The organism is Weizmannia sp. FSL K6-3076 (assembly GCF_038007245.1).
Lineage (GTDB): Bacteria > Bacillota > Bacilli > Bacillales > Bacillaceae_C > Weizmannia > Weizmannia faecalis.
Genome location: NZ_JBBOWU010000001.1, coordinates 3,161,985 through 3,188,882, shown reverse-complemented (window position 1 = coordinate 3,188,882; position 26,898 = coordinate 3,161,985). Strand labels below are relative to the sequence as shown.

Here is a 26,898-nt window from a genome sequence, read left to right as displayed (position 1 = left end):
ATTTTATAATGAAAATATAAAATGGATGGGAGAAAAAGACATGCAACATTTAGAGTGGAAACCGAATAGGTCGTCTTCAGTCGCTTTATATAAGCAGATTGAAAAGTACATAAAAGATAAGATTATAAACGGAGAATGGACTGTCGGTACAAAAATACCTTCACAGAGGGTACTAGCCGAGACATTTGGGGTGAATCGTAGTACCGTCGTAACAGCATTGGATGAATTAACTGCCCTTGGTTTAATCGAAGGAAAAACCGGGGGTGGGACAAAAGTGATAAATAATACATGGAATCTGTTAGTATCCAACCATCCTCCCGACTGGAACTCGTATGTGAAGGCAGGGAGTTATCAACCCAATTTACCTGCAATTCAAGATATTAATGAAGCAGAATTCAGGCCAAATATCATTCGTTTAGGAACCGGAGAACTTTCACCGGAACTATTACCGTATAAAAAAATGCAAGATGTATTCCAGAGACTTCCTAATAGAATGGCCTCATTAGGATACGAAGAGCCAAAAGGCGACTTGTTTTTAAGACAGCAACTAACGGAACACTTAAAAAAGATAGGGATTAATGCCTCTCCCGCATCGATATTAATTGTCTCAGGAGCGCTTCAAGCATTACAACTGATTTCCATTGGTCTATTAAATAGGGGGTCAAATATTTTACTTGAAAAACCCTCTTACCTGTATTCTGTTCAAGTATTTCAATCTGCTGGTATGAGATTATATGGAGTGCCAATGGATGAGACTGGTCTTCAAACGTCATTAATCAAAAAGTATAAAAAACAATATAATGCTTCCTTGTTATACACGATCCCCTCCTTCCATAATCCAGCAGGGGTACTGTTGACGGAAGAAAAACGAAAGCAACTGATGGCGATATGTGAACAGGAGAGTCTTCCTATTATCGAGGATGATGTTTATCGTGATTTATGGATCGATTCTCCACCCCCAAATCCTTTAAAGAAAGAGGATAAGAATGGAATGGTTTTGTACCTAGGAAGTATGTCAAAAACAATAAGTCCAGGGTTAAGAATTGGGTGGATTGTGGGGCCGGAAGCTGTAATCGAACGACTTGCAGATATAAAAATGCAAACAGATTATGGTTCAAGTTCATTATCTCAATGGGCAGCTGCCGAATGGTTTTCTAGTGGCTTATATGATGAACATATGTGTTATATTAGGGAACAGTTAAAAATTCGTCGTAACGCAACGGTTCGGTCACTCGAGAAACACTTTACCGATATCGCTACGTGGAATTTTCCAAAGGGGGGATTCTATGTCTGGGTCCATCTCACTCCATCTTTATCGATTCGCGAACTTTTTGAAAAAGCATTAAAAGAAGGGATATTACTTAATCCGGGAAATCTGTATGATCGCGATGCAATACAGTACTTGCGAATTTCCTATGCTTATGCACCTTTATCCGACATTGAAGACGCCATTGCCCGACTAGCCATTATAGTCAAACAAATAGCAAAAGAAACAAAACAATAGTAAGAAAGACGGAAAGTTCTCGCTTTCACGAGCTGCCGATAGTGGTAACCGTTCCTTGTAACGGGCGACCAAACGTTTGAAGAACTGGGGCGTTTTCTCGTGCTTGGCATTTTTCTCGATTCTTTTATCGCCGCAAAAGCAAGCCGCGAATTTCGTTTTAGAATGCCGGACGCAAAGACAGGTATCCGCAGTTTCCTTGGCGGGATCTTTGATGGAATTCGGCGCCAGTGTCGCAGGTGGCTGTTCGATCGGCAACGGCCTCGTCAAAACGGAAATGATGACATGGCAGGGCTGGTTGGCACTGCTGTTTATGATATTTGGCGCATGGACGGCTTCCTATTTCATGTTTATCCGTCCGCAAATAAAGCGCCAAAAAACCGCGGTGAAAAGGCCGTCCCCATAGCGTAGGGAGGAATGCAAGATGGAAAAAGTATTGGGAGTCATGGGCCAACTTTGCCCGTTCCCGTTAATTGAAGCAAAGAAAGCCATTGAAGAAATGCAGTCGGGGGATGACCTTGTCAGCCACTTTGACTGCACGCAAGCAACGGTAAGCATCCCGCGAGCTGAAGCAGGCTAAACTGTCACAAACTTTGAACAACTTGATGAAGCAGCATAGCGATTACAGTCCGGAAAAATAAAATTTTTAAACAATTTATTGTAATTGCTTTCATCTCCATTCTTTATCTTTTATAATCATTAGTAGAGGAATTTTTGGGCTGCTCGGGAATATTGCTGTTTGAGCCTCTCAGGTTTATGGTTGGCTGATGACCATTGTAAAAACCACCAGACAAGGACTTTTAGAGCCAATATAAATAGAGGTTGATGAATAAGCGAGATTCTCAGAATTGGCAAGGATTCTTAAGATTTTGCAGAACTTTAACGCAAGAGTTTTAAAGAAAATACAGAAAAAAATGCGATTGAAAGCTATTTCGATGGTTAGAAGAGGACAGAATCCCCCCTTTTGCAAATATCTCTTCTATTGGTGGTAAACATTAAAACCGGCTTGCTGGGAGGATCGGATAAATTGCCAAAATCCGATTCGTTCAGGTTGCCCTAAATAGGGAATAAATAAAAAGTATAATAAACGATGAAACGGAGGTCTGTATTATGTATACAAACAAAATTATAAACGAAGAAATATTCAATTTTATTTCAAAAAAAGGGCGTTCCTGTTTCTATGAAAAAGGACAGATCATCAATATGGATACGGAAAAGCAATCTTTTATATATGCTCTGATAGATGGCTATATGTTTGTTAAACAGTTATCATGTCAGGGGAAGGAACTAATCATAAAAATCATGAACCCTGGCCATTTCTTTTTGCTAGATATATCCGACTATGAAAGTATCAATTACCAATACTTTGCATTAGCAAAAACAGATTGCCGTTTGGTAAAACTAGTTAAAGAAACTTTCAGTAAGGCGATAGGCGATAACAAGATGTTAAAAGAAAAATGGGAGGAATACATTTACAATCAGGTAAACAAAAAGAATCTTATAATAAGAGACTTTACTTTATTTGGGAAAAAGGGAACACTGTATTCAACATTAATTCGTTTAGTAAATACATGTAGTGTTCCAAAAGAACATGGATATAAAATTTTATTAAAACTTTCTCATGAAGAACTAAGCCAGATTTGTGGAACAACACGTGAATTTATTTCAAGAAATATGAACCAGTTAAAAAAAGACGGAATTATTTCATATGATAGTGTGGATCATTGTATTATCGTCAAAAATATAACCTTTTTAAGGAATTACATACACTGCGAATCTTGTCCTTTACATTATTGTGAACTTTCATAGAGAATGGTAAAATATTCACTTTTTCACTATTTAAATTGAGCAAACGGCATAGTATTGAATCCTTAACTCAAGCTATTTGCAATTACTTTTTTGACTTTTCGAGACACTAACTGTGATTGTTTTGCGAAAGTAGGATATTGCTTACGGACTCAATTTTTGAAGGTGCGTGGCTTCCGCTGCTTGCCTTCAAATGGCGTTGCTCCACAGCTCATGGATATATCCACGGTTTTCATTTCAACAAGTCAAGAACAGTAGGATAATGATTCTGACAGAGCTTTAACGAAATTTTAAAAGCAATGGTTTAAAACTCTGGACTCGGAAGCCATTTTAATGGAGGAAGAAGAGAAAATTAGCCTGTCCTTGCAAATATCTCTCCGATTGACAAATATTGAAGTAGAGCTTTCTGATTAAATTTTTATAAATGATTCTTTCAGGAAGCCCTACTTATATAAAAATAAGCGGACCTTTTCGGTACGCATCACAAATAGCCGCTTATCATGGATTTTTTTGCAAATCAACGGATATTTTCCACTGCCTGGATCGTTTTGACCAAGACAATATTGGTTTAAAATTTCCGGATTTCTATGAATTTCTAAATTCGGTAGTTCCGTTAGTAGTTTCACAAGGTACCAATAGAAACTATCCCATTTGTTTTCGCCGTTTCTGCGATACTTAAACAGATGACGTTTACTTTTGCACCGGCCTCGCATACGGATAACAGCCAATTTTTTCGGCCAATGACATTCGGACGGATGGCGTTTTCAGCTAGATTATTATCTATTTCAATTCGTCCATCATTCAAAAACGCTTTTAGTCCATTCACTCTATTGAGCATGTATTCTGCTGCCTTTGTAAGTGCGCTCTTTCGTTAAAATGACGATTTTTCCACCCGTCCAGAAACTTTTCGACAATTGGCCTCGAGTGGCGATTTTTTCTTCGTTTACTCGGAGGCAAATGCTTGAATTGCCTTTCGAGTTAGAATAAGTCATCCCAGTATTGAACTCTACCTCTTCACGTACGAGAGTGCTGCCGATTTCGAACATTTTTTCTGACAACGGTTACGAATCCTACTTTCCGGGTGAGAATGAATGACCTCTACTTCTATGTCATCACACAAGGATTCGTTTCTTTTTTTAATTTTTGCTTTCCGTACAACAGTTTAAAAAATCGTCTGTTGGCTTTGTCCTTCTGTATGCTCAGGATCATTAAAAGAAGGGCCATCCTCAAATAAGGAAGCTTGCCCATCGGGCACATTGTATTTTTATTTCTCTGTTTTAGATCCATATAAAAGTTTTGTTAATTGGCGAATTTGTTCGGTTAACGCTCCAATCTGTTTATTCGACTGATCAAGCTTTTTTGATAAATCTTTGTTTTGTTGATTTAAATAAGTCAGTTGTTCCTCGAGAAGTCAAATTATTTTCTCGTTATTGGGAGAGGCATTAACCATAAAAGTCACCAATTTTCGCATATAAGTTAACGTTAGTATACCATAGCGAATGACAAAGCGGGATAAAAATATGCAAATTTAGAATACACCTTTTGGTGTTGGTTAATTGAATCAGCGTTGCTATATAAAATGAATAAAATATCACGGCTCTGTTGCTTGCTGTACAAAGTAACCCTTATGCAAATGGCGCCCGGGCTTGATGTAAAAAACTTAAGTTCATTTTATATAGTCCATCAATACCTTTCCGCATATCTGTTTTCCAGAAGTTTATATGAATGTTTTTCATGCTTGTGTTGTCCTATCTCATAGATTTTTCAAATCCTTCATGACCGTTTGAATGGTGTGCTTATCTACGTCGTTGAAGATGGAAATCTCTGCGATTGCCGTTTTGATCGTGCAAGCAGGCTTCGAGGACAGCACGGGCGGGGTTATTCCAGGAGTATTTTCATTTTCAGTTTGTAATGTTACGGGGACAATGGTTAGTTTTTGTTTTGGCAAAGAAAAGCACCTCCTTTAATTGATACGTTCATAGTACCAGGAGGTGCAGCCTCAAATTAATTTAGACAATATCCCAATTTATTGTGGCTAATCTCCATCCTATTAGTTAAAAAGTAATTTTGCGTTGATGGTTGAACAATATATTAGCCGAGTTCCTATAGGTTATTAGATTCCTAATTTAATCCATCTTTTTTTAGAAAGACTTAGGATAATAATATTTATAATAACAATAGAGGCTAAATATATCACAATAGACCAGATATCCTTGGTATCAAGTGTCATACTATCCCTTTGAAGCACCTTATCTATTCGTGCGTACATCGTGTTACCTGCTTCAAAGGGAGCGATAAATCCAAAAATTTTCGTACTTATGGCTACTAAAATAACGGACGTTATCCAATAAACAATACTTATGCCAATACTAATCAATATATTTGGGCTTAATATACTAAACGTTCCAATAATGACGATATATTGAAAAACAACAGCTGAAAATAAAAATAGCAACAAAGTAAAATGTGAAAAGTTGTGATATATTATTGATATCAAAAATAAGCCGAGCAATATAAACACAAAACATTCTATGAACAAAACCGCCACTTTTTTATAAAAGAAGGTAAAAATATTTTCCCCTATTAACTTATAAAATAAAATATTTTTATTAGTATACTCCCTGTTGATAAAGAAAGCTATAACGAATGAAAACAACATAAAACCAAACTCTGTAGCAACTGTATAGGAGCTAAAGAAGAATATATGATATGTAACTTTGCTAACCCTGTCTATTCCAATCGGTAGAAAATACCCGAGTAAAAAAACAAACAGAAACATAGATCCCAGTATAATTAAAACCTTGTTATTAATACTTTTTTTAAACTCCAGTTTCATCGTTGCCCTCCCACAATATACTTACTCATTTATATATACTTCGATCAACTTATCTATAGAATCATATTTTTGAATTGATTGATTATTGAATAAGTAATAATCTCCTGTAATGGCTTTCAAATCTGATAAGTTATGTGTAATATTTATAATAATTTTTTCCGGATTTTCGTGAATGTATTCATTCAGAAAACGATGTATTTCCATTACTGTTTTTTTGTCTAAGGCATTTGTTATTTCATCTAAAACGATAATTTTTTTATCTTCTAACAAAAAGCTAAGTAATTTTAGTTTTTGCTTTTGACCATCGCTAAGATTTTTAATTAGAACTTTTCCGTCAATATTTTCAAGGTTCAGTAAGACAGCAATTTTACTTATCAGTTTGGAATCAAATTTATTATTTAAAAAGTTTATTAAAAAGTCCTTGGAAACATCATTAGGTATATTAGATGAACTGGATATTAGAGAAATGTTCTGACTAATATCTTTTCCAATCCGTCCACTATTGTTTAATAGAAAGTCCTTGGCAAGTTGAGATTTTCCAACTCCGTTTTTTCCTAAGATGTGACTGATTCTTCCATTTGAGAAATGTAGGTTCGTGTTCTTAAGTAACGTCTTACCTTTTACTCTTAAAGTGTAGTTTGAAATGTTCATACACGAGCTCCTTTTAAACAAATAACTTTTTAAACAAAATGGGATGATTATTTCTTCTTTTCATTATTAATGATTGCTTTTATAAACACAATAAATTTTTTTGTTTATCTCTTTATCACTAGTTTGCAAAATACAATATCCAATGTACAATGGTGTTTGCTGCAATGCATACCCCAATAATTTGAATAGTAAGTACAAGCCAATGGTTTTTTTTAATACTATTATATTCGTCTAAATCAAGAAAGGCTAGAACAATTTTGTAACCATCAGAATTCAATACGGGGACTAAATTCCACAATAAAGTGCTTGAGAAAAACATATATGCTTTTGTTAAAGGTTCAAAAGAAAAAGTAAGTTGATTCACGGTCTCAACAATATTAACAAAAAGATAATTGATAAACAAACCGCTTGCATGAACAATAATCTTTTCATTCCTAGAAAGCATGTAAGTCTCATTCATTTGAACATAAAATGCAGGGAAAACGTAAAAATTCAGTTTAAATCCAAATTTATCAAACTTTTTCCCAAAGAATTTCAAAGACAAGATATGTCCCAGTTCATGAAAAAATATATTTACTATGAAATAACCGCCTATAACTATCCACATTTTCCAACCATAAATTAGAGGGGATAATTCATGTTGCAATTTCATTAAATGAGTATAATTAAATACAAATAATATAGCTATAACGCATAAAAAGGCGTAAAATAATTTTGTTGGTACTTTTTCTTTATAAGTCTTCAAGCGTGTTAATTGCTTCTCAGTAAGAGAGTCTAGCCTGTTTTTATAATATTCCCCACTTTTTTTGTCTTTTATAAAAACATGTTTTTGCACGAAAATTTCATAGTCTTCATCTTCAAATTTTAGCGGTTTCATGATCTTTATTTCCATAGTTTGCGTAGTAGTAATCTTCCATAAAATTATGAAAATAATTTATTTTGTCTTCGGAATTAAATAATGAAACACACAAACTGCAAATAGAAGAAAACTCATAGGGAATACCAAATTCCTCTATTTTTTTATTCTCTTTTAAAATATTTAAAAACCATTTAAATCCTTCTTTTCTTATAATAAACAGGAGTAGGTTAGACTGCAATTTTTCTACAGTTCTTTCATAAGTTTGACTATATTCCTCTCTTAAAGTTATTTTTGTTTCGAAAATAGCAGGGGAACAGCATGGATATATCTCTCCATCATGGTGATAAACAATTTCGTAGCCAGGGCATTGCAGAGAATCTTCATCATCAAGATTATAAAATTTATGTATATTTTCCTGGCTAATTCTATTTTTAGCAGCACCAACCGGGATCAATGGAAATTTTGTAATCTTAATTCCTAAGATTGAGTCACCCAATTCCTCCAAAATACGATTTGACATCTTATCTTTGGTGACTGCCATATTTAGAGAAACGTCAATATCTGGATATTTCCTACTGTGTTCAAATATTCTCTTGACACTGGATAATTTTACAAAAGGAGCATGGTACTCATCATAACTTATAGTTAATGCTACCACATTTAAAGAGTTCATGTCTTTAAAATATTCCTCAACTTTATTTTGGCTACCTCCCCAAAACCCGTTAGAAATCAATGTTATTTGTTTTTTGTAAGGCTTTATTATTTCCATTAATTCTTTTAAAAATTTATAATCTAAAAAGATTTCCCCGCCTGTGAATGAAATTACCTCTATTGTTTTGCTTCTTGCAAATTCATTTACTAAATTCCTTATATAGTCTTTTTCCATTTTTACTTCAGAAGTTGGTGAGCTAGAAAAGCAGCAATGATCACAAGATGCATTACATTTTGAATCTAAATTAATTGCTACTGTCTTATTATACATTAAATATTCATCCCCTTTAATAGTCAAAAATTACTGACCATGTTAAGCTTAGAAAAACTAATCATTGTTTTCCTAAATTAGTCTTTGCACGAACAAAAAACAGCCGTTGTAAAAATATCAAATTTGTTGATAAGCCCCCGTGCCATAGACTCCAAATATCGTAAAAAAGCCTCATTCCTATTTAGAAGGAAACAGCTGCATAAAAATATGATTATACAGAATTGTTTTTTAGCTTTATGACGAATCCCATCAATTGAGTTTAATCGTTCTTCAATATGGATTGTTACAAGTGTGTATACTTTTAGTATCGAAAATATAAATAACTGTCTTTGCTTTAACAAAACAAAGATAGTCGGTATATAAAATTCCCGCTATATAATTTGAACTAAACATTACTACTCATGATGTGTAGCCAGAAGCAATGTCATCTGTCCTGACTATAACTGATTTTGACGCGAATAACTTAAGTTCGCTTTATATAGCAGAGTAAAGCTTCAAAATAAGATACTATTCGTCTTACTATGTTACTAGTGCTTTCATGTTTTGAGAATGACTTTTTTGTTATATAATTTGAACTAAATTTTGCCATTGCCTATGTATTGCCAGAAGTCAATATCTATCCGGGTCATGATTAATTTTGGCGCGAAAAACTTATCTAAATTTTATATTGTCATCTCTTCTTTTTGTGACAAAGATTCATAAGATACACTGGAGAATTTAGCTTAAAGCGATCTCGGATCCAATCGGACGATTTCCTCCTTATTCTTTGATTTAGACAGTGAAGTGTAGGAATCAAAATTAAAAACAAGTATGGCTCAGGGCTTTGATTTCTGCAAAGCCCTGGCCCTTTCTAAACTCATGATTTAAGAAAGAAATTTTTTGCTAGTTAAGTATAAGAGACAAAGTCTACTATATGTGACTTTTATCAATGTCCACTTCCAACTATCCAACGGTTCCCCTTTGATTTCACAAAGTACCAAAGATCGTTAACTTTGGCCAACTTTTGAGATTCTTCTACCAAGCTCTTAAATTCCAAATTTTTCACATTACTATTTTGTGTATTTTCCTTACTCATTATCTATCACCTCCTTCTCTTATACTATAAATATTATCTCATTATATTCATTATTTCTGTGACTATAGTCACAGAAATAATATATTTTTCTAAACCTTATACTAAAGCAAAAATTTTCACAGAGAACTTTTTTCTCCAATAGAGAAATAGCTGCTTAATTGTTTGGACTTTAACAGATGGTGTTTTCTTTTTTAGCAATGTCTTTTACCACGTCTTCCAATGTCACTTGCTCCAAAACTTTCTCCATTGCAATCTGGGATGCTTCAAATATCGGTTCAATGGTGTTCTGAATATTTCTTCCCACAGGGCATTTCGGGTTCGAGTTACGGTGAATGCTGAATAACGCTTTATCCTGGACGACATTCACGGCCTTATAAACATCAAGGAGTGTAATATCGGACAGCGCTTTTGCCAGCTTTGCCCCTGCTTTTCCCGGATGGACTTCTATTAAGCCGGATTTTTTCAACATCCCCATGATTTTCCGGATGACAACAGGATTTGTATTCACACTCTCCGCTAAAAACTCGGAAGAACTCACGCCATCTTTATTCATTTCAATCAATGCCAATATATGGATTCCAACAGCAAAACGACTGCTGATCGACATTTCCAGTCACCATCCTCATGTAATTCATATAATTACAAGTATAGTATAACTCCTAAAGGAAATAAATATCATTGACATGCCTGCCATCTTGTAATTATAATAATTACATGTAATAAAGTTGATTACATATTACAGGAGGAATGCCATATGAAAATTGGAATCATTGGCGCCAGCGGGAAAGCCGGCAGCCTTATTCTCAAAGAAGCGGTTGACAGGGGCCACGAAGTGACGGCAATTGTACGGAATGCAGCGAAAATTCAAGACAAACGGGTTGATGTGGTAGAAAAAAATATTTTCGATATCAAATCCGGAGATCTTCAAAAATATGATGTGGTCGTCAATGCATTTGGTGCTGCTCCAGGAAAGGAACACCAGCATGTGGAAGCCGGCCGGGTTTTAATTGAAGCTTTAAAAGGGGCGCCCGGCACACGCCTCGTCGTTGTAGGGGGTGCCGGCAGCCTGTTTGCGGATGAATCAAAAACCGTTCGCGTCATGGACACACCCGATTTTCCCGCTGCATTCCTGCCAACTGCGAAAAGCCAGGCACAAAATTTAGAAGACCTGCAGCATTCCACCGGTATCCAATGGACTTTTGTAAGCCCGGCCGCGTTCTTTGATCCGGCAGGCAAACGAACCGGATCCTACAAAAAAGGCGGGGATGTGCTGACGTTAAACTCAAAAGGGGAAAGCTACATCAGCTATGCAGATTTTGCGGTTGCAATCCTGGATGAAATTGAAAATCCGCACCATAAAAATGAACGATTTTCTGTTGTCGGCGAAGCAGAATAACAACTGGTTGTATAAAGAGGCTATCACATTTGCGTGATTCTGACCTTCTACAGCCAATATGTTAGAAGAAAATCAAGTGAAGGCACTGAAAAAGTGATCGTTTATTTTTATTTGCAAAAAAACGGTGAGACACGATGTCTCGCCGTTTTTTTGTTTTTGTGGGCTTTTCGCTTATGAAAATTTTAGTTTTCCTGAGCGGATGTCATCGGCCATCGTTGCATAAGGCGCTTCTGAAATCACTTTTTCGTTGTTGATGCCTTCATTCTTAATATAGGTGATATCCGCAAATTCCGGAACAACATATTTCGGGTAAGTTTCGTATTTTTCGCGTGATTCTTCCATTAAATCAATATGGTCATTTTGATAGCAGACCGTGATTTCCGGGTGTTCATGTACCCATTTCGGGAAAAAGATCACTCCGTGCATCCGTTTGTCATCCGGCATGAAGTTCAGGGAAACGTCTGTGCCTGTCGGTTCTGTCCAGGAAACTTTAAAAACGCCATCCGTGATCTTCACGATATCTGCTTTTTGGCCGCGGACCCAGCGGCCGCCAACCATTCCGCTGTGGATGCGATAATCAACGGTATTTTGATTTTTTACATAAAATTCATATTCCCAGCCATTTTCATACGTATAGATCATATGGGTGCCTAAAAATTCTTCTAATGTTTTCATTATAAACCTCCTGTATTTAATAAATCATTCAATATTAAACATGTCAATATTTACATGTTTTATTTTATACCTATGCTATAATAATGTCAATAAATCGTGACGGAGGTTAGCCGATGGCAAAAAGAGTCCTTAAACACGCGATTCTGGGATTGTTGAGAAAACAAGATATGAGCGGTTATGATATTACGGCCGAGTTTACAAAGGAAATTTCCCAATTTTGGAGTGCCAAACACAGCCAGATTTATACCGAATTAAAAAAACTGCTGGATGAAAAACTGATCGAACAATATATTGAAATATCGGGCGTCAAACTGGAAAGAAAGATGTACAAGCTGACAGAAGAAGGAAAAAAGGAACTGGCACAGTGGCTGATGCACCCGGAACAAATTCCCGAGACGGAGAAAGATACATTTGCTTTAAAAGTTTATTTTATCCAATACATTCCCGAAGAAAAAATTCTTCCGCTTTTCCAGGACCAATTGGATCAGCGGGAGCAAAAATTATCGGAGCTGAAATCCCGTTACCAGCTTATTTTTGCGCAAAGAGAAGAGAAAATGGGACTTGCAGCAGATGAGTTAGGGCATTATCTTGTCCTGACAAAAGCGATCTCCCGGGAAGAAAGTTATGTAGACTGGCTGAAAAAAAGCATCCGGTTTATCAGGCAAAAAAAGTGAACGTTCCTTAGCCATAAGACAAACCGCAGTGAAGGCGGTATCCAAATTCAGCTGGCTATATTTTCAGGATAGGATCATTGAATCGTTGCCCCGGCTTGCGTAAAAAGGCATTTTGGTTTTCAAATAAGGCCCTGATTTCGTGAAAAATCTTTTCCGATTTCAGGGTCTTTTCGTTTGGGCTTGCCGGGTCAGCTCCGGAAAGAGAATATGCCGTTGACAGTACTGGAGGTGAAAAGGTGGAATTTAGCAGTTCTTTGCCCATTTATATACAGATCATGAATTTAATTAAGACAAAGGTGGTTTCCGGTGAAATCGATAGAGGGGAAAAACTGCCATCGGTCAGGGAATTATCAAAGGAATTGAGGGTCAATCCGAATACGATCCAAAGAGTTTATCAGGAACTGGAGCGGGAAGAGCTGGTGAAAACGCAAAGAGGAATGGGAACTTTTGTAACAGAGGACAGCCTTATCATCAGCCAGTTAAAACAAAGCATGGCTGCCGCGGTCATAGATCGTTTTTTCAGAGAAATGGAAAATTTGGGTTTCCAGCCCGATGAAATCAAAAAAATGATATCGGAAAGGTTTATGGAAGGGAATGAATAAAATGAAGAATATTGTAGAAATGAACGGGCTGACAAAGCATTATTTTCGTAAAAAAGCCCTCGATCAGTTGAATTTAACGATAGAGGAAGGAAAAGTCGTTGGAATATTAGGCCCGAATGGGAGCGGAAAAACAACGCTGATTAAAATTTTAACCGGCCTTTTACGGCAAACAGGCGGAGAAGTACGGATTGACGGACACAAAGTGGGCGTGGCAACAAAATCCATTGTTTCTTATTTGCCTGACCGTAATTTTCTGTATAAATGGATGCGGATCAAGGATGCTTTAAAATTATATCAGGATTTTTATGAGGATTTCGATGAAAAGAAGTTCGAAGCATTACTTGATTTTATGAAATTGGAAAAAGACATGAAAATTGATACGTTGTCAAAAGGCATGCATGAAAAACTGAACCTCTCGCTTGTCCTGGCAAGAAATGCAAAATTATATATTCTAGATGAGCCAATCGCCGGCGTCGACCCGGTTGCAAGAGACCAAATATTGGATGCGATTATCGGCAACTTTCGCGAAAACAGTTCGATGATCATTACGACGCATTTAGTCAGGGATATGGAAAGCATGCTGGATGAAGTGGTCTTTTTAAAAAATGGCCGAATTGTTTTGACGGGAAATGCAGAGCAATTACGGGAAGAAAAGGGCAAGCAAATCGACGGAATCTATAAAGAAGTATTCGGGGCATAGGAGGGAAACCGGATGTTGAAATATGTAAAGTATGAAATAAGAGGAACGTACAAGTTTATTTTGGGCATATTGGCTTTGGTATTCATCCTCTTGGCCGGCATGTACGCCTCCTCTAATCAGGAAGGCTCGCTGTTCCATTCAGTGCAAATCTTTATGCCGATTGGCGTTATGCTATTATTTGGTGCGGCTCTCACTGCATTCCTCTACATCGTCGGCTCGTTTCGAAAAGAATTGTATGATGACAGCGGCTACCTTACCTTTACATTGCCGCTGACAGGGAACCAAATACTTGGATCTAAACTCATCGCTGCTTTGTTTTGGTTTATGGTGTTAGGCATTGGCGTTGTGCTATTCAACTTCTTAATGGTGATGATTTTCAGCCCATTCCATATTGATCACATATCAAAACTTTTCTCTGCGATCTCAAAAGTTCTATCCATAAAAGCGTGCATTTACATGACATTATCTATGGTTTTTAGCGTTGTCAGTGTGTTATTGCTGATCTATTTTTCAATGGCACTCAGCAAAGTAACGTTCCGCCATAAAAAGATTGGCGGTTTATGGTTCGTCGTGTTCATCATTTTAAGCGGCGTATTCGGCTATATTGACGCCGAAATCAGCCAATGGATTCCGTATTATTTAGACCTGAGCACTTTCCATGTGGAAACACCCGCTTCCTACCATGATCTGCTTCAGATGCACTACCATAGCGCCGGGCTGCACTTTAATGCAATTGCAGGATCTGCCGCCACAAATATCGCATCTTTTGTTTATCATTTGGCGTTGATGATCGCCTTATTCTTAGGGACAGGGTATCTGATTGAGAAGAAAATAGACTTGTAATCGCGCAGGAAAAGTGATGATAAAGCTGTGTCAGCGGGCGTTTATCAACTTCTGCTGCTAACATGTCAGGAGGGGCGGTGCCGCGAGCAGGCATGCCCCCCTTTTTTATGGCGATGAAAATTCAACGCCTGTTTTTAACATCCGGGGGTGGGTTTGAAGCGCGGCCGCGGAGGGGAAAATAATGGAAAGAAACCTGGAATGCGGAGGCTTATGATGAATCCATTCAAAAAAGCACGCCCGGAAGGTTGGCTCATTTTGCTTGGCGCGGTTTTGATGCTCGCCGCTACGATTTTGCATCCGCCGCTTGTCGATCCATATGACCTTCAAAAAGCTTATCACGCGTTCAAGCATGCACAGTTTTGGATAGGCGACCATATCCTCATGCTCATTGCGATCAGCTTATGGCTGGCCGGGCTTGCAGCAAGTAAAGCATACATGGCAAGGAACAATAAAACTTCCGATTTTGGCGCAGGGATGATGTTTGTGGCACTGGCAGCCTGGATATTGATCCTTGCCTCGGAATTAACCATTCTCCCGATTCTCGGCAACAAAGGCACAGATGTCAAAGTGTGGGAAGCGGTTTTTTCCTTCGGGCTTTTGTCCGGCTATTTCGGTTTTGCCTGCAGCTGGATCGGCATTTTTTGCTACGGCATGGCGATGAAACAGTCCGGCGGCACTTTTCCGAAATGGTTTTCTGCTTCTGCCCGGTGGTCCGGCCTGCTCGCCTTTTTTGGCATTATCATCACGTGCCTGCATTTTGATTTTGGCTATTTCGTGATTCCGGTTACGGCAGGCCCGGCCTTTTTATGGACGGTTTGGCTGGCCATTTTACTGCTGTCGGGCCGCATGCATTGAGTAACGGGACCCGCATGATGATCCATTGTGCGGCCAGAAGCTAGAGGGGCTTAAAACTGGAGATTGACAAAAACCGTTTCAAAAGTCCTCCCCCGCATGCCATCCATCTTCTATTTTAATGAAACTTCTTTTCCAGTTTTTCGTATAGATGATCAGAAAGGGTGGTTGATGTGGGGTTACTCATCATTTTTACGGCCATTTTTGCGATGGTTGCCGCGGTGCTGGTATTTCCTTTTTCAGATAAAAAATTGAAACACGCCGGCGAGCCGCAAAATGGAGAAAAACTGAAGACATTTTTATCTTTATTCCTGTTAGTGTGGGTGCTTTCTGCTGTTTTTTTCTACGTGACGAAAAGGGATTTGAATCCATCCGTTTTCTGGCCGGCACTGTTTTTTGCTTCTCTTGCCGGTGCTTTTCTCGCCAGTGGAAAAGAACAGTTCGCAAAGGGGCTCGTTTTGCTCGTTTCCTTGGGCATCGCCGGGTATATGCTGACAGCGCCGCTTTGGAATGCCGGGGAAAAATATCACACAGCGAAAATGGCGCAAAAAACGGAAATTGAGCCGTTTGATGAGCGGGAAACACCGGCGAGCGTGCCGCCGAAGTTTGCGCGCAATAAAATGAAGAAGTCATTCGGCCAGGTTCCGAATGCAAGTTATTACCAGTTGGGAAATCTGCAAATCCAGAAAGTGAACGGCAAATACGTTTATATTGCGCCGGTGGAATTTTCCGGATTTTTTAAATGGCTAAAAGGCAGGGAAACACCCGGATATTTTGTGATGAGCGCAACAGATGCGGATGACAATCCAAAATTTGTAAAGCAAAATATGCGCTATACGCCTTCTTCTTTCTTACAGAAGAACCTGTCCCGCCACATTCGCCTCCATTATCCGAAAAAGATTTTTTACGGCGAGCCGCAAGTGGAAGTGGATGATCACGGCAAATCGTATTATATCCGGACTTACGGCCATTTTATATCGGCAAGGAACGGATTTAAGGCGGAAGGCATTGTACTTGTGGATCCGGAATCAGGGGCCATGAAGTCCTATTCTTTAAAACAGGCGCCTGCTTTTATTGACGGTGCTGTTTCTCCGGAAGCCGTCAGCCTGCAAAACAGTTATTTCGGCAAATTTGTCCACGGTTACTGGAACACTCTGTTCGGCAAGCGGGATGTGAAACTCCCAACGGATGAAGGAACAGAAGCAAATGTCAGCCCGATTTTTGATGATAAAGGGACGATGTATTATTTTACCGATTTTACCAGCCCGAAAAAAGATGTGGACTCGATGCTTGGCTATTCGCTTACAAACGCGCGGACCGGGAAGGCTACATATTATACAGGTAATTTGCAGGAATCGTATATGGATTCGCAAGGCAATTTGCAAATTGTCGAGAAAAAATTTATCGAGAAGAAATGGAAAGGCTCGATGCCGATTTTGTACAATTTTTACGGAGAAGCCAGCTGGCTGACGCCTGTGCTTGACTCCAACGGTTTTCTGCAGACGTATTTTATCGTTTCCGCGGCCAATCCGGAAATCTCGGTGAATGCTTCGACACCCGATGCTGCGCTTAAGTTGTATAAAATTGCCCTCCGGCGCGGCGGCAGCAGTGTTGACGGCTCATCGGGTTCGGAAACGAAAACCGTCTCCGGCAAGGTGCTCCGTGTATATAAAGAAAAAACGGGCGATTATACCAGTGTCTCCTTCCTGCTTGCTAGCGGCCAAAACTTTACCGTCAGCTCGGATACCGTCCCAATGGCCATTTATTTGAAAGAAGGAGATCAGGTGAAAGTGACTTACCTCAGTACCGGCGAAACCTTTTTACCAGTGAAGGCAATGGAGATAAAGGGGATTGGGAAGTAAAAGCAGAACAGGGGCCAGAAAACCCCTGTTTTTTTAGGCAAAAAATGAGCTGTGCGGCCGTTCATGGTCCGGATGCAGGCCCACACATGTACCAAATACTGGTTTTTGCTGACATGGTACGGCAGCCGGTTTTTGTGCGTTTTTTGCACGAGATCATGGTAAAGTGCAAATAACGCCGGGCCAGATGCAGGGTGCTTTCGGGCTTTCCGGTAATAACGCTGTTGCTCAAGCCGGTCTGTTTTTTCATCATAATAATGCGTGCCATCCGCCTGCATCCTTCCTTTATTCTCTGACAAAATCCTTTTGAACCGGGCAGTACCGTATTCATACCATGCTTGGTTATTCCTGATTTTTTCCAAAATGAGATCCCGGTTGCTGTCCATTTCACCATCCCCATTCGTCTACATATTAAAGAGCTTGCTTATAGCAATCCGACCCATTTCCAGTATGTCATGCTGAACAATAAGATTAATAGATAACCGATAATGGTCAATGGCAGGCCTGATTTCAGAAAATCTTTTGCCGTAAAAGCGCCTGTCCCGTATGCGAGCATTCCTTGCGGTGAGTTGACCGGAAGCAGGAAGCCGATGCTGATGACAAATTGCTGGATCAGGACGAAACCGATTTGGTTGTCACCCAGATGGATCGTGGAAGTGAGGGCAATAAAGATCGGAATCAGCGCTGAAGACAGGCTGGTCGCACTTGCAAAGCCGAGATGGATCAGGATATTGAACAAAGATACAAGGGCAATCGTAGCAATGAGCGGCATCGTTTCCAGACCGAGCGAGCCGAATATCTTGTTAGACAGCCATTGTGCCCCATGGGTGTCCAGCAAAACCGTACCGAGCGAAATGCCGACTGCAAACACAATCACGGTTCCCCACGGAATAAGATGTTCAACTGATTTCCAATCAAAAACCCCGATCTTTGGTGCCAGTAAAATCCCAATCGCGATAATTGTGACAGTGGTCGTATCAAACGGATGAAGTTTTCCTTCCGTCGTCCAGAAAAGCAATAAAAGCAAGGAAATCACGATTAAACGGATCTCAGAAGCTTTTAAATGGCCAAGTTCTTTTAATTGATTTTCGATTAAATCTTTTCCTGCCTCAAGGGCTTTTGTTTCCGGCTTAATTAAGTGGGTCATCACGAAAAACAAAAGGATGGACATGATGAATGCCCACGGAGCCGCATATAAAAACCAGGAACTCCATGTAATGTCCGTTTCAAATTCTTTCTGAATAAACCCGAGTGCAACCATATTCTGGGCGGCCGCCGTTTTGATGCCGATGTTCCAAATGGAAACTGCCTGAACGGAAGTAATCACCAGCAATGCGCCGAGTTTGCTGTTATTCGGCAGCCCGAATGCGGCTACCATTCCGAGTAAAATCGGGACCACGGCACCGGCGCGGGCAGTGGCGCTTGGAACAAAAAATGCCAATACGATGGAAACAAGGATAGCGCCAAAGACGAGGTTACTCGTTTTCGTGCCGACGCGGGACAAGATCCAGAGGGCAAGCCGTTTATGAAGATTGGTCACCTGCATGGCAGCAGCCAGAAATAAGGCTGCGGCTACAAGAGCAACGGCAGAGCTGCTGAATCCACTGAGGGCCATGGCCAGGGCATTGCCTGTTCCCGTCATTTGTGAAGGATCCTGGATACTTGGCGCAAGTCCGATTAAGAGGGCAATTAAACCAACAATCATGGCGGCACTAACCTGGTAGGAAACAGCCTCTGTCACCCATAATATCAGGGCAAAGGCGAGGATGGCGAGTGCACGTTGGCCGGCTATCGGCAGGCCTTTCATGTGGGGGAGAAGCGTAATCGCAATCAGAGCGGCAAAAGCAGCAGCGATCCAAACCCATTGCCATTTCATCTTCTTCGTTTGCTGGTTGGCAGCATTCATTTTGACCCCTCCCTTTTGAATTCTTCCAAATATTTATCCTACTTTAATTGTAGCAAAGCGATATAGGAGAAAATGTTAAAGATTGGTGTAATTTTGTAAGTGATTCCGATATTTTGTTGGGACTCGGTTCAGCTGGATGCATAAAATATGAAATTTTCTAAACTCTCAGGTGTATATAAGAGAAGTCTGGGGGGAAGGGAGCGTACTCTCATCAACTGGAACCCCTTTTTATTTGACATGATTGCTTAAGGCGGCTGCAGGCGTGAAAGATGTGTCTAATGAAATGGATATGCTGGAAAGTTGCGGAGAAGATTATCCAGCCGTTCCATGCGTTTTAGAAAGAACGGATGCTGCGTTCCGTAGATTTTACTTATTTTCGGGCCGGCTATCCATGCCAAAAATTCTGCATTTGATATTGTGAAAAAGCCCTGTCTGCCTGCATACATGATGCCAGCAGGCTTTTTACTTAAAAATTTTTAGAAAAATAAAATAAAATAGTTGACAGGATTTATATCATCAAATAAGATCTGTATAGATAATTAAATTAACTATATAGAAAAAGGAGTGGGGCGGATGGTTGAAAGTAAGGTGCATGGAAAAGCAAATCAGTTTTATGAAGGATTAAAAAAACACAATCTTGGCCCTTTATGGTTTGATCTGGGACATATGGTCACAAAGGAACCGGTACATGAGGTTGAATCTTATTTATGGAAATGGCAGACGATAAAAGATTATGTGCTTCAGTCCGGTGAATTGGTGGAACCGGGAAAAGATGCGGAACGCCGTGTTGTTTATCTGCAGAATCCAAGTTTGCTGAAACGCGGGCTGGTTGGTTATGGCACGCATACATTGTATGCCGGGATCCAGCTGCTTCTGCCGGGCGAGTATGCCCCGTCCCATCACCATTCCCAGTCAGCTATCCGTTTTATTCTCGAAGGAACTGGTGCCTATACGGCAGTGAACGGCGAGAAAGCTTACATGGAGCGTGGCGACATGGTATTGACACCGGCTTGGACATGGCATGAACACAGGCATGAGGGGACTGGGCCGGTGATCTGGATGGATGGATTGGATGTAGGCCTTGTCCGTACGCTGGCTGCCTCTTTCTTTGAACCGTACGAAGAAGAATCATATCCGCTGGCAGATTCAGAGAGTGATTCCAATGGCCAATTTGCAAGGAACGCGTTTAAAAAACTGCATGAGAAACCAGCACCGGATTATCCATCCCCTGTTTTTGCCTATAAGTTTAACCAGGTAAGTGCATTGTTGGATTGTATGACGGAAAAAGACTGGGATCCTTTTGACGGCTATGCCATTGAATACATCAATCCGAAAACGGGTGGTTCGGCGGATGCGCGCATCGGAACCATGATGCAAAAACTCAGCCCCGGCCGGCAGACGAAAGCGCACCGCCATGTCCACAGTGCAATTTATCATGTGTTAGAAGGAAAAGGTTATACGGTGATAGACGGCCAGAAATTTGAGTGGGAAAAAGGAGACTTTTTCATTCTGCCACCATGGAGTGTTCATGAGCATGTGAATACCGGAAATGCAGATGTCCTTCTCTTTTCATTTAATGACAAACCGATTATGGAAAAACTGGAGCTGGAATATAGTGAGGCATACGAAGAGCATGGCGGGCACCAGGAAATTGAAAGGGAATTCGTACCGGACGGACTTGCCTGAGAGGAGCGGAAATTTGTGAAAATCGCAATTTTTAACGAAGACTTGCTTGGCGCGGTAACAGGGGATCGCATTACAGATATTTCAAAAGTGACGAATTGGGATCGCAATGACCCGCATGCTTCCTTCCTCAAACTCATGGCACATTATGATGAATGGAAGGAAAATATTGAACAGGAAATTGCTTCGGGTGTTTCTTATCCCTTAAATGGGGTTACACTCAAATGCCCTGTGCCGGGAGCAGGGAAGATATGGGCAGCGCCGGTAAATTATCTTAAACACCAGGAAGAAATGAACCACCAATTTAACAATGCGCCGAGAACAATTGAAGAGCTGTCCTTGTTCTTAAAATCTCCGCAATCGCTGTCAGGACCGACGGACCCGATAATTCTCCCATTCCCGGAAAGGCGGACGGACCACGAAGCGGAGCTTGGATACATTGTCGGCAAAAAAGCAAAAAATGTAAAAGCAAGGGAAGCAAAGGATTATATTTTCGGATATTTTGCTTTGCTGGATATTTCCATCCGCGGAAATGAAGAGCGGACATGGAGAAAATCGTTTGATACATTTACCCCGATTGGCCCTTGGATTGTGACGGAGGATGAAATTAAAAATCCCAATGATCTGGCAATTTCACTTTGGGTAAATGATGAACTGCGCCAGAGCGGCAGCACGAAATATTTAATCTATGACTGCTATAAATGTTTTGAACTGGCTTGCGACCATATGACCCTTCATCCGGGCGATATTATTGCAACCGGCACGCCGGAGGGAGTCGGCCCGATCCGGGAAGGGGACCGCGTTAAAATCAGCATTGAGCAGATTGGGGAATTTACTGTGGATGTAACAATTTAATTTAAAATAAAGGGCCGCCAAAACATCACAGTTGACGGTCCTTTTTCTGATAGATTCCGTAAAGTTTTTGCGGTTAAGATTCCTCCGCTGGTGACTGTCCCGACTCATATCCGAATTCAGCTGAAATTTCAAGGCTTTTTTGCAAAAGGTAACGACTGGATTCCTCTTCTGCCCGTAATGGAACCGTATCCCCAAGACCAACAATGACAACTGCACCGAGCAGATGGCGATCGTAATTAAAAATTGGAATGGCAGCTGATGAAATTGATTTTGCCAGGGCATCTTTGGCAAATGAAATGCCTTCTTTTTGAATGGCTTTAAGCTTCTCCCTCAGATTACTCCTCTCATCAGGAACCATGTTGGCAATGCCCTTTCCAATCCATTCTTCAATCATTGGCCCTTTTTTATAGGCGGCAAAAAGCATCCCGGCTGCTGAATGAACAGGAAGAATGGTTCCTACCTGCCCGCCGAGATTGAGTCCGGCCCGGCTGTGTATCATTTTTACGATCATCGGGCCGCCATGCGTCCATACGGCCAGCAAAGTCGTCTCCCCGAAAGTATGATTAATTTCTTCAAGATAATATGCAGTTTTGGCCACAATATCTTCCTGGTTGACTGCGGCCATACCGTATTGGATCAATGTGCTTCCGGGGGAGTATAACCCGGTTTCTTTATTCCGGTGAATGGCACCAATGGAAATCAGTGTATTTAAGTATTTATACAGATTGCTTTTTGTAATATTTGTACGGGCATGAATTTCATTAAACTTAATCGGTTTGCCATGCTTTACAATCACATCAATGATAGAAAAACCAACAAGGAGGGATTGGATTTTAACAGTTGTTTTTGCTTCAGACATAAGGCAAGCATCCTTTTTGCCGATGTTATTTCTCTCTATTTTAGCATTCTTAGAGGGGTACTAAAAGAGAATGCTGTTAATGGTTCCAACAAGTTGTTTAAAACGGCAGGAACGATTTCCTACAAATCAGATGTAAAAGTTTATTTAACAAATTGTTAAAATTCAATTAAATAAATAAAAGGCAGTTGAATCGATGCATTTTATAAGCATTTACTATTATATTGGGAGGTAAAAAATGAAATTTGTGAATCCAAACCGGGTTATTGATCAAAGCCGTTTCCACTCTTTTCACGGATTGCTGGTTTTTTGGCTTTTTTTGCCATTATGTTTGATGGGTATGACGTTGTGGTATACGGCGCGACTGTTCCTTCTTTAATCAAAGAATGGGGAATTTCGGATGTTTTAGCTGGTGCGATTGGCAGCTATACGGTAATCGGGACAGCAGTCGGTGCGATCGCGTTTGGTGTTCTTGCGGATAAAATGGGTAGGAAGAATGTCATTATTTTTACGACGGTTCTTTTCAGTTTGTTTATGTTTCTATCCGGGTTTGCGCAAGGGCCGGTAATGTTTACGGTATTTCGCATTCTCGCCGGCGTCGGCCTGGGAGGGGTTATGCCGAACGTTATTGCATTGGCAACTGAATTTTCCCCGAAATATATCCGGTCTGCAGTCGTGTCCTTTGTATTTTGCGGTTACTCTGCCGGCGCCATTGCAGCCGCATTAACAACACGGGCATTGCTTCCTATAGCCGGTTGGGAAGCGGTTTATTGGATAGAGGGCTTGCCGCTTCTTTTAACGCCATTTTTCATCAAGCATCTCCCGGAATCGATCAGTTTTCTTTTAGCAAAAGGGGATGAAGAAAAAGTGAGGCAGGTTCTGCGGAGAGTGAACCCAAGTTTAGATGAGACAGTTTCTTTACAATACGAAGAAGTTCCGTTTAAGGAGAAAGGCTCTCCGGTTGTCAAGCTGTTTGAACAAAAGCGTGCTTTTAGTACTTGCATGTTCTGGGTTTCCTGCTTCAGTGCATTCGTATTGATTTACTCCATGAATACATGGCTTCCCCGCCTCATGATGCAGGCCGGCTATGATTTAAGTTCCAGTTTGGTTTTTACCGCTGTGATGCAGGTTGGAGCCATCGCGGGAACCCTTGTATTCGGACCGCTCGTCGATAAACTTGGCTTTAAAAAAGTGCTTGTGCCTTTATTCTTTGTCGGCGCACTGTCGCTTTCTTTTATCGGCTTCAGCAACAGCACCGTTCTTGCACCCGGTTTAATTGCTATCGTGGGTGCGGCTTCTGTAGGTGTTCAAAATTTATCCAATGCCTTTGTTTCGCAATATTATCCTGTCCAAATGCGGTCAACCGCTTTAGGCAGCACAATGGCATTTGGCAGGATAGGAGGAATCGTCGCGCCCACATTTGTCGGATTTTTGCTCTCATTGCAGCTTTCTCCGCAATACAATTTTTCGGCCATTGCCGTAGCGGCAGTCCTTGGAGGGCTTGCGATGCTTTTCGTCCAGGAGAAGTATGGGGTGCACGATCATGCCGGGGAGCAGGAAAAGTTGGATTCAGAAATAAAAGCGACACATTAGCCGTTTACACAAAATGGGCAGGGAAAAGAGGTTCTCTGTCCGTTTGCTCATTTTTAGCAGTAAATTCAGATAATAAATAATGGTGTGACAAGATCCACGGTATTCTATACAATAAAGTTAGCGTTTCCATCGCGAAAGAGCCGGCAAAAAGTTAAAAGTCGGGGACAGTATTGCACAAAAAGAACACGCGTTTTACAGGAAGGCTTGAATGTGTACAAAGCGTCAAAAACGAGCCGTGAAAATTCAAAAGGAGGGGAGGATCGTGCATGACATTAAGCTGAACAGGCTGATGAAAGATGTGGAGGAGCATTTAAGAAATACATCGCGCCAGTTAATCCAATTTGATACGGAAGAAGAAGCGCTTCAATATTTGACGAATTATTTTCATGCAGCAATAAACTTTGATTTTGTAGGGGTTGCATTAATCGAAACGGACGCTTTGATCTGCAAGGCCTGGAGCGGAAAACTGGATTCGATTGCCGCCGCATTCCCGATACCGGTTGGGCGCTGTACGCCGAAACTGCTGGCGCAGAATTTAACTTCGCAAAAGGACGGGGATGAAAACTGCCTGCTTATCAGCAAATTAAAAGAGATGGGGGCAAAAACGTGGTTTACCGTTCCGCTGGCGGAAAAAAACCATCCGTTCGGGCTTTGCATTTTCGGGTATGACCATTATGTCCCCCTCCTTGACCTCGAACAGTCTTTTGAGGAGTTTGGAAAAGACATCGCCGTCATTTTAAAAATGGTGAAGCAAAAAGAAATGCAATCAAAAAGAATAAAAGGGATGGAGTGGATCAGCCAGAGCCTTTCCTTGGAAAAACCGTTCGAAAATTATATTGCGGATTTAACCTCAAAGGCAGGCCTGTGGACAAAAGCGGATTTTGCCTGCATTTACGCCTATAGCGAGAAAGAAAACAGCTTTGTTTTTCAACCCCCGGCCTACGGGAAGATGGACTACCCGAAAATCATTCCGATGGATAATTACCGTTTAAAAGATACCTTTCCTTATCTTGAAGAACCGGGAAGCAGCCAGCTGACTATCCCACTTGTTGTGAACGTCAAAACAGTAGGGGTGCTGCATATTGAAAAAAAGTATTCCGGCCGATTTACGGAAGAAGACCTGGCCGTGCTGGACTTTCTTTCCCAATATATTGCAGCCCTGCTTGAAAATGCCCGGCTTTACAACAATGAAAAAGAACGCAAAAACCGATTGCTCAGTCTTCTCGACTATGAGCAAAAGCTGATCAAAGAAACCGTTAAAAATGAAAGTTTCGATGCGATCCTCTTTGCGTTCGCGGAAATTTTTAAAAGCTCTATTGTGTTATTTGATCAGTTCATGCAACCAATTGCCATTCAAACCATAAGCCCAGAAAAACCGGTTAACGTTACAGCGCTCGCACAGGAGGCGAAAAAGCTAAAAAAATCTTTTAAAGATGGATTTACGGTTCAAAACCCGGATGAATCTGTTTTTTCCTTTTGGCGGATCAGCGCTGAAAACCGCCTGCTCGGATTTTTGGCAATAGGAAGAAATCCGGATGGTTTCGATGAATTTGACCGGCTTACCGTTGATTTGTCCAAAAATATATGCTCGATCCAATTTATGAAGCAGCGGCTCGTCCTCGAAGCGAAAGAGCAGGAAAAGGACAGTTTTGTCAGCCAGATCTTAACCGGTAAAATCAAAAATAAAAAGTCCGTCCTGCAATATGCCAATTTTTTGCAGTGGGATTTATTTAAAAGTCACCGAGTTGCTGTTCTATCCATTGCGCCGGACGGACAAAAGGAAGATCAGACGGCACAAATATGGGATTTTATCAAATCAAAATTGCTGGAGTGGGACAAAGACATCCTAACGGCAAGCGTGGAAGGCATGTTTATTGTCATTGCCCCGGCAACACGCGAAAAAGGGCATGACTGGCCAGCCTTGCATGAAAAAATGGAACATTGGGCAGCGGATGAATGGAAAAACTGTGCGCTGTTTATGGGAATCGGGTCTGAAACAGCAAATGTAGAAGATTATCAAGAAAGCTTCAAACAGGCATTGCAGGCGCATAAAGTCGTAAAGGCTCGCCTGCGAAAGGAAAAATTCGCTTTTTTTGAAGCGCTCGGTTCCTATACCATTCTGCATCATCTGAACAACCCCACTGCCATTGACTTGTTTTTAAGAAAACAGCTGGGTCCTTTAATCGAGTATTCTGATTCAAAAAGCATGAATCTTTGCCACACACTGGATGTGTATTTAAAAAATAACGGGAACGTCAACAGCACCTCAAAGGAGTTGTTCATGCACAGAAGCTCGCTGCTCTACCGGCTTGAAAGAATTGAGTCGCTGTTGAACATTAGGCTGAATGACTCGGAAACGCGCTTCAATTTGATGATGGCCCTTAAGTTATATGAGATGTACGGATATCGTAAAAAACGTCTTCCCGATGAAGACGCTTAAACAGAGATGGACACCTTTTTAGATGAAAGGTGTTTTTTCTTTGAAAAAACCTGTCACAGACAAGGATCCAAAAAGGCAAGCGTTTTAAACGGTTTGTTTTTGACAGTACGGCCTAGCCGATCAGGAACGCTGGAAGGCGGAAACACTCCTACAAAGTGTAGGAAAAGTTTTAAAAAAACCATACAGTCTGCAGGTACCCATCCAAATCGAAAAGGCTTACAATAAATTAACAGAAAGTTAAGTATAATAGGATG

Annotated in this window: 24 protein-coding genes and 3 pseudogenes; 15 read left to right on the top strand and 12 right to left on the bottom strand. The window is 40.6% G+C overall.

The annotated features are described in order from the left end of the window. Positions 1–40: 40 nt before the first annotated feature. The 4 genes and pseudogenes from NSS95_RS15080 (at position 41) to NSS95_RS15065 (ending at position 3,310) form a co-directional block, all read left to right on the top strand. Positions 41–1,504 carry an aminotransferase-like domain-containing protein gene (locus NSS95_RS15080; protein ID WP_029142985.1) on the top strand — a complete coding sequence of 488 codons (1,464 nt, stop codon included), beginning with the start codon at positions 41–43 and terminating at the stop codon, positions 1,502–1,504. Positions 1,505–1,555: 51 nt separating this feature from the next. Beyond that, positions 1,556–1,907 (top strand): annotated as a pseudogene (locus tag NSS95_RS15075) (YeeE/YedE thiosulfate transporter family protein); the annotation flags it as partial. Between the two features lie 18 nt (positions 1,908–1,925). Beyond that, positions 1,926–2,140, top strand: a pseudogene (locus tag NSS95_RS15070) (sulfurtransferase TusA family protein); the annotation flags it as partial. Between the two features lie 471 nt (positions 2,141–2,611). Then, complete coding sequence (locus NSS95_RS15065) at positions 2,612–3,310, top strand: Crp/Fnr family transcriptional regulator (protein ID WP_029142983.1); 699 nt, start codon at positions 2,612–2,614, stop codon at positions 3,308–3,310. 619 nt (positions 3,311–3,929) lie between these two features. Here the strand turns inward: NSS95_RS15065 and NSS95_RS15060 are convergent. The 8 genes from NSS95_RS15060 to NSS95_RS15025 form a co-directional block, all read right to left on the bottom strand. Beyond that, on the bottom strand, positions 3,930–4,145 hold the full coding sequence (locus NSS95_RS15060) for an IS66 family transposase (RefSeq protein ID WP_029142982.1): 216 nt from the start codon (positions 4,143–4,145) through the stop codon (positions 3,930–3,932). A gap of 915 nt (positions 4,146–5,060) precedes the next feature. After that, positions 5,061–5,255: a hypothetical protein gene (locus tag NSS95_RS15055; protein ID WP_029142980.1), complete on the bottom strand. Its 195-nt coding sequence runs from the start codon at positions 5,253–5,255 to the stop codon at positions 5,061–5,063. Between the two features lie 165 nt (positions 5,256–5,420). Beyond that, on the bottom strand, positions 5,421–6,143 hold the full coding sequence (locus NSS95_RS15050; RefSeq protein ID WP_029142979.1) for a peptide ABC transporter permease: 723 nt from the start codon (positions 6,141–6,143) through the stop codon (positions 5,421–5,423). 21 nt (positions 6,144–6,164) lie between these two features. Continuing rightward, the gene (locus NSS95_RS15045; RefSeq protein WP_029142978.1) at positions 6,165–6,794 is read right to left on the bottom strand and encodes an ATP-binding cassette domain-containing protein; all 630 of its coding nucleotides are present in this window, start codon (positions 6,792–6,794) and stop codon (positions 6,165–6,167) included. Between the two features lie 118 nt (positions 6,795–6,912). Beyond that, entirely contained in the window at positions 6,913–7,671 is a 759-nt protein-coding gene (locus tag NSS95_RS15040) for a hypothetical protein (RefSeq protein ID WP_035181029.1), read from the bottom strand. Further along, on the bottom strand, positions 7,652–8,635 hold the full coding sequence (locus NSS95_RS15035; RefSeq protein WP_029142966.1) for a YydG family radical SAM peptide epimerase: 984 nt from the start codon (positions 8,633–8,635) through the stop codon (positions 7,652–7,654). The genes NSS95_RS15040 and NSS95_RS15035 overlap by 20 nt, the downstream gene beginning before the upstream one ends. 925 nt (positions 8,636–9,560) lie before the next feature. Continuing rightward, positions 9,561–9,710: an epipeptide YydF family RiPP gene (locus NSS95_RS15030; RefSeq protein WP_029142965.1), complete on the bottom strand. Its 150-nt coding sequence runs from the start codon at positions 9,708–9,710 to the stop codon at positions 9,561–9,563. Positions 9,711–9,879: 169 nt separating this feature from the next. Continuing rightward, complete coding sequence (locus NSS95_RS15025; protein ID WP_029142964.1) at positions 9,880–10,317, bottom strand: Rrf2 family transcriptional regulator; 438 nt, start codon at positions 10,315–10,317, stop codon at positions 9,880–9,882. 147 nt (positions 10,318–10,464) lie between these two features. Here NSS95_RS15025 and NSS95_RS15020 point away from each other — a divergent pair, with 147 nt between their 5' ends. Next, positions 10,465–11,106, top strand: a complete 642-nt coding sequence (locus NSS95_RS15020) for an NAD(P)-dependent oxidoreductase (protein ID WP_014096858.1) — start codon at positions 10,465–10,467, stop codon at positions 11,104–11,106. 171 nt (positions 11,107–11,277) lie between these two features. On the opposite strand, the gene NSS95_RS15015 is transcribed toward NSS95_RS15020, so the two are convergent. Then, entirely contained in the window at positions 11,278–11,781 is a 504-nt protein-coding gene (locus NSS95_RS15015) for a phenolic acid decarboxylase (RefSeq protein WP_017550974.1), read from the bottom strand. A gap of 113 nt (positions 11,782–11,894) precedes the next feature. Here NSS95_RS15015 and NSS95_RS15010 point away from each other — a divergent pair, with 113 nt between their 5' ends. The 6 genes from NSS95_RS15010 to NSS95_RS14985 all read left to right on the top strand — a co-directional run bounded on the left by NSS95_RS15010 (position 11,895) and on the right by NSS95_RS14985 (position 17,314). After that, on the top strand, positions 11,895–12,455 hold the full coding sequence (locus NSS95_RS15010; RefSeq protein WP_340714016.1) for a PadR family transcriptional regulator: 561 nt from the start codon (positions 11,895–11,897) through the stop codon (positions 12,453–12,455). A 236-nt stretch (positions 12,456–12,691) separates the two neighbouring features. Further along, positions 12,692–13,057, top strand: coding sequence for a GntR family transcriptional regulator (locus NSS95_RS15005; RefSeq protein WP_029142962.1), 366 nt, complete (start codon positions 12,692–12,694; stop codon positions 13,055–13,057). A 1-nt stretch (position 13,058) separates the two neighbouring features. Then, the gene (locus tag NSS95_RS15000) at positions 13,059–13,757 is read left to right on the top strand and encodes an ABC transporter ATP-binding protein (protein ID WP_026684635.1); all 699 of its coding nucleotides are present in this window, start codon (positions 13,059–13,061) and stop codon (positions 13,755–13,757) included. Between the two features lie 12 nt (positions 13,758–13,769). After that, entirely contained in the window at positions 13,770–14,600 is an 831-nt protein-coding gene (locus tag NSS95_RS14995; RefSeq protein WP_328229340.1) for a hypothetical protein, read from the top strand. A gap of 213 nt (positions 14,601–14,813) precedes the next feature. Continuing rightward, the gene (locus tag NSS95_RS14990) at positions 14,814–15,455 is read left to right on the top strand and encodes a hypothetical protein (RefSeq protein ID WP_328229341.1); all 642 of its coding nucleotides are present in this window, start codon (positions 14,814–14,816) and stop codon (positions 15,453–15,455) included. Positions 15,456–15,625: 170 nt separating this feature from the next. After that, positions 15,626–17,314: a hypothetical protein gene (locus tag NSS95_RS14985; protein ID WP_340714015.1), complete on the top strand. Its 1,689-nt coding sequence runs from the start codon at positions 15,626–15,628 to the stop codon at positions 17,312–17,314. 61 nt (positions 17,315–17,375) lie between these two features. On the opposite strand, the gene NSS95_RS14980 is transcribed toward NSS95_RS14985, so the two are convergent. Both NSS95_RS14980 and NSS95_RS14975 read right to left on the bottom strand, forming a co-directional pair. Further along, positions 17,376–17,579: a hypothetical protein gene (locus tag NSS95_RS14980; protein ID WP_174719647.1), complete on the bottom strand. Its 204-nt coding sequence runs from the start codon at positions 17,577–17,579 to the stop codon at positions 17,376–17,378. Between the two features lie 156 nt (positions 17,580–17,735). Next, on the bottom strand, positions 17,736–19,217 hold the full coding sequence (locus tag NSS95_RS14975) for a DASS family sodium-coupled anion symporter (RefSeq protein ID WP_014096868.1): 1,482 nt from the start codon (positions 19,215–19,217) through the stop codon (positions 17,736–17,738). 573 nt (positions 19,218–19,790) lie between these two features. Between NSS95_RS14975 and NSS95_RS14970 the strand changes: the two genes are divergently transcribed. Further along, complete coding sequence (locus NSS95_RS14970; RefSeq protein ID WP_014096869.1) at positions 19,791–20,903, top strand: cupin domain-containing protein; 1,113 nt, start codon at positions 19,791–19,793, stop codon at positions 20,901–20,903. Positions 20,904–20,918: 15 nt separating this feature from the next. Then, positions 20,919–21,755 carry a fumarylacetoacetate hydrolase family protein gene (locus tag NSS95_RS14965; RefSeq protein ID WP_014096870.1) on the top strand — a complete coding sequence of 279 codons (837 nt, stop codon included), beginning with the start codon at positions 20,919–20,921 and terminating at the stop codon, positions 21,753–21,755. 73 nt (positions 21,756–21,828) lie between these two features. Here the strand turns inward: NSS95_RS14965 and NSS95_RS14960 are convergent, their stop codons facing one another. Beyond that, positions 21,829–22,614 carry an IclR family transcriptional regulator gene (locus tag NSS95_RS14960; RefSeq protein WP_014096871.1) on the bottom strand — a complete coding sequence of 262 codons (786 nt, stop codon included), beginning with the start codon at positions 22,612–22,614 and terminating at the stop codon, positions 21,829–21,831. A 235-nt stretch (positions 22,615–22,849) separates the two neighbouring features. On the opposite strand from NSS95_RS14960, the pseudogene NSS95_RS14955 reads away from it, so the two are divergent. Next, positions 22,850–24,204, top strand: a pseudogene (locus tag NSS95_RS14955) (MFS transporter). A gap of 262 nt (positions 24,205–24,466) precedes the next feature. After that, on the top strand, positions 24,467–26,644 hold the full coding sequence (locus tag NSS95_RS14950; protein ID WP_326244458.1) for a helix-turn-helix domain-containing protein: 2,178 nt from the start codon (positions 24,467–24,469) through the stop codon (positions 26,642–26,644). Positions 26,645–26,898: the final 254 nt, after the last annotated feature.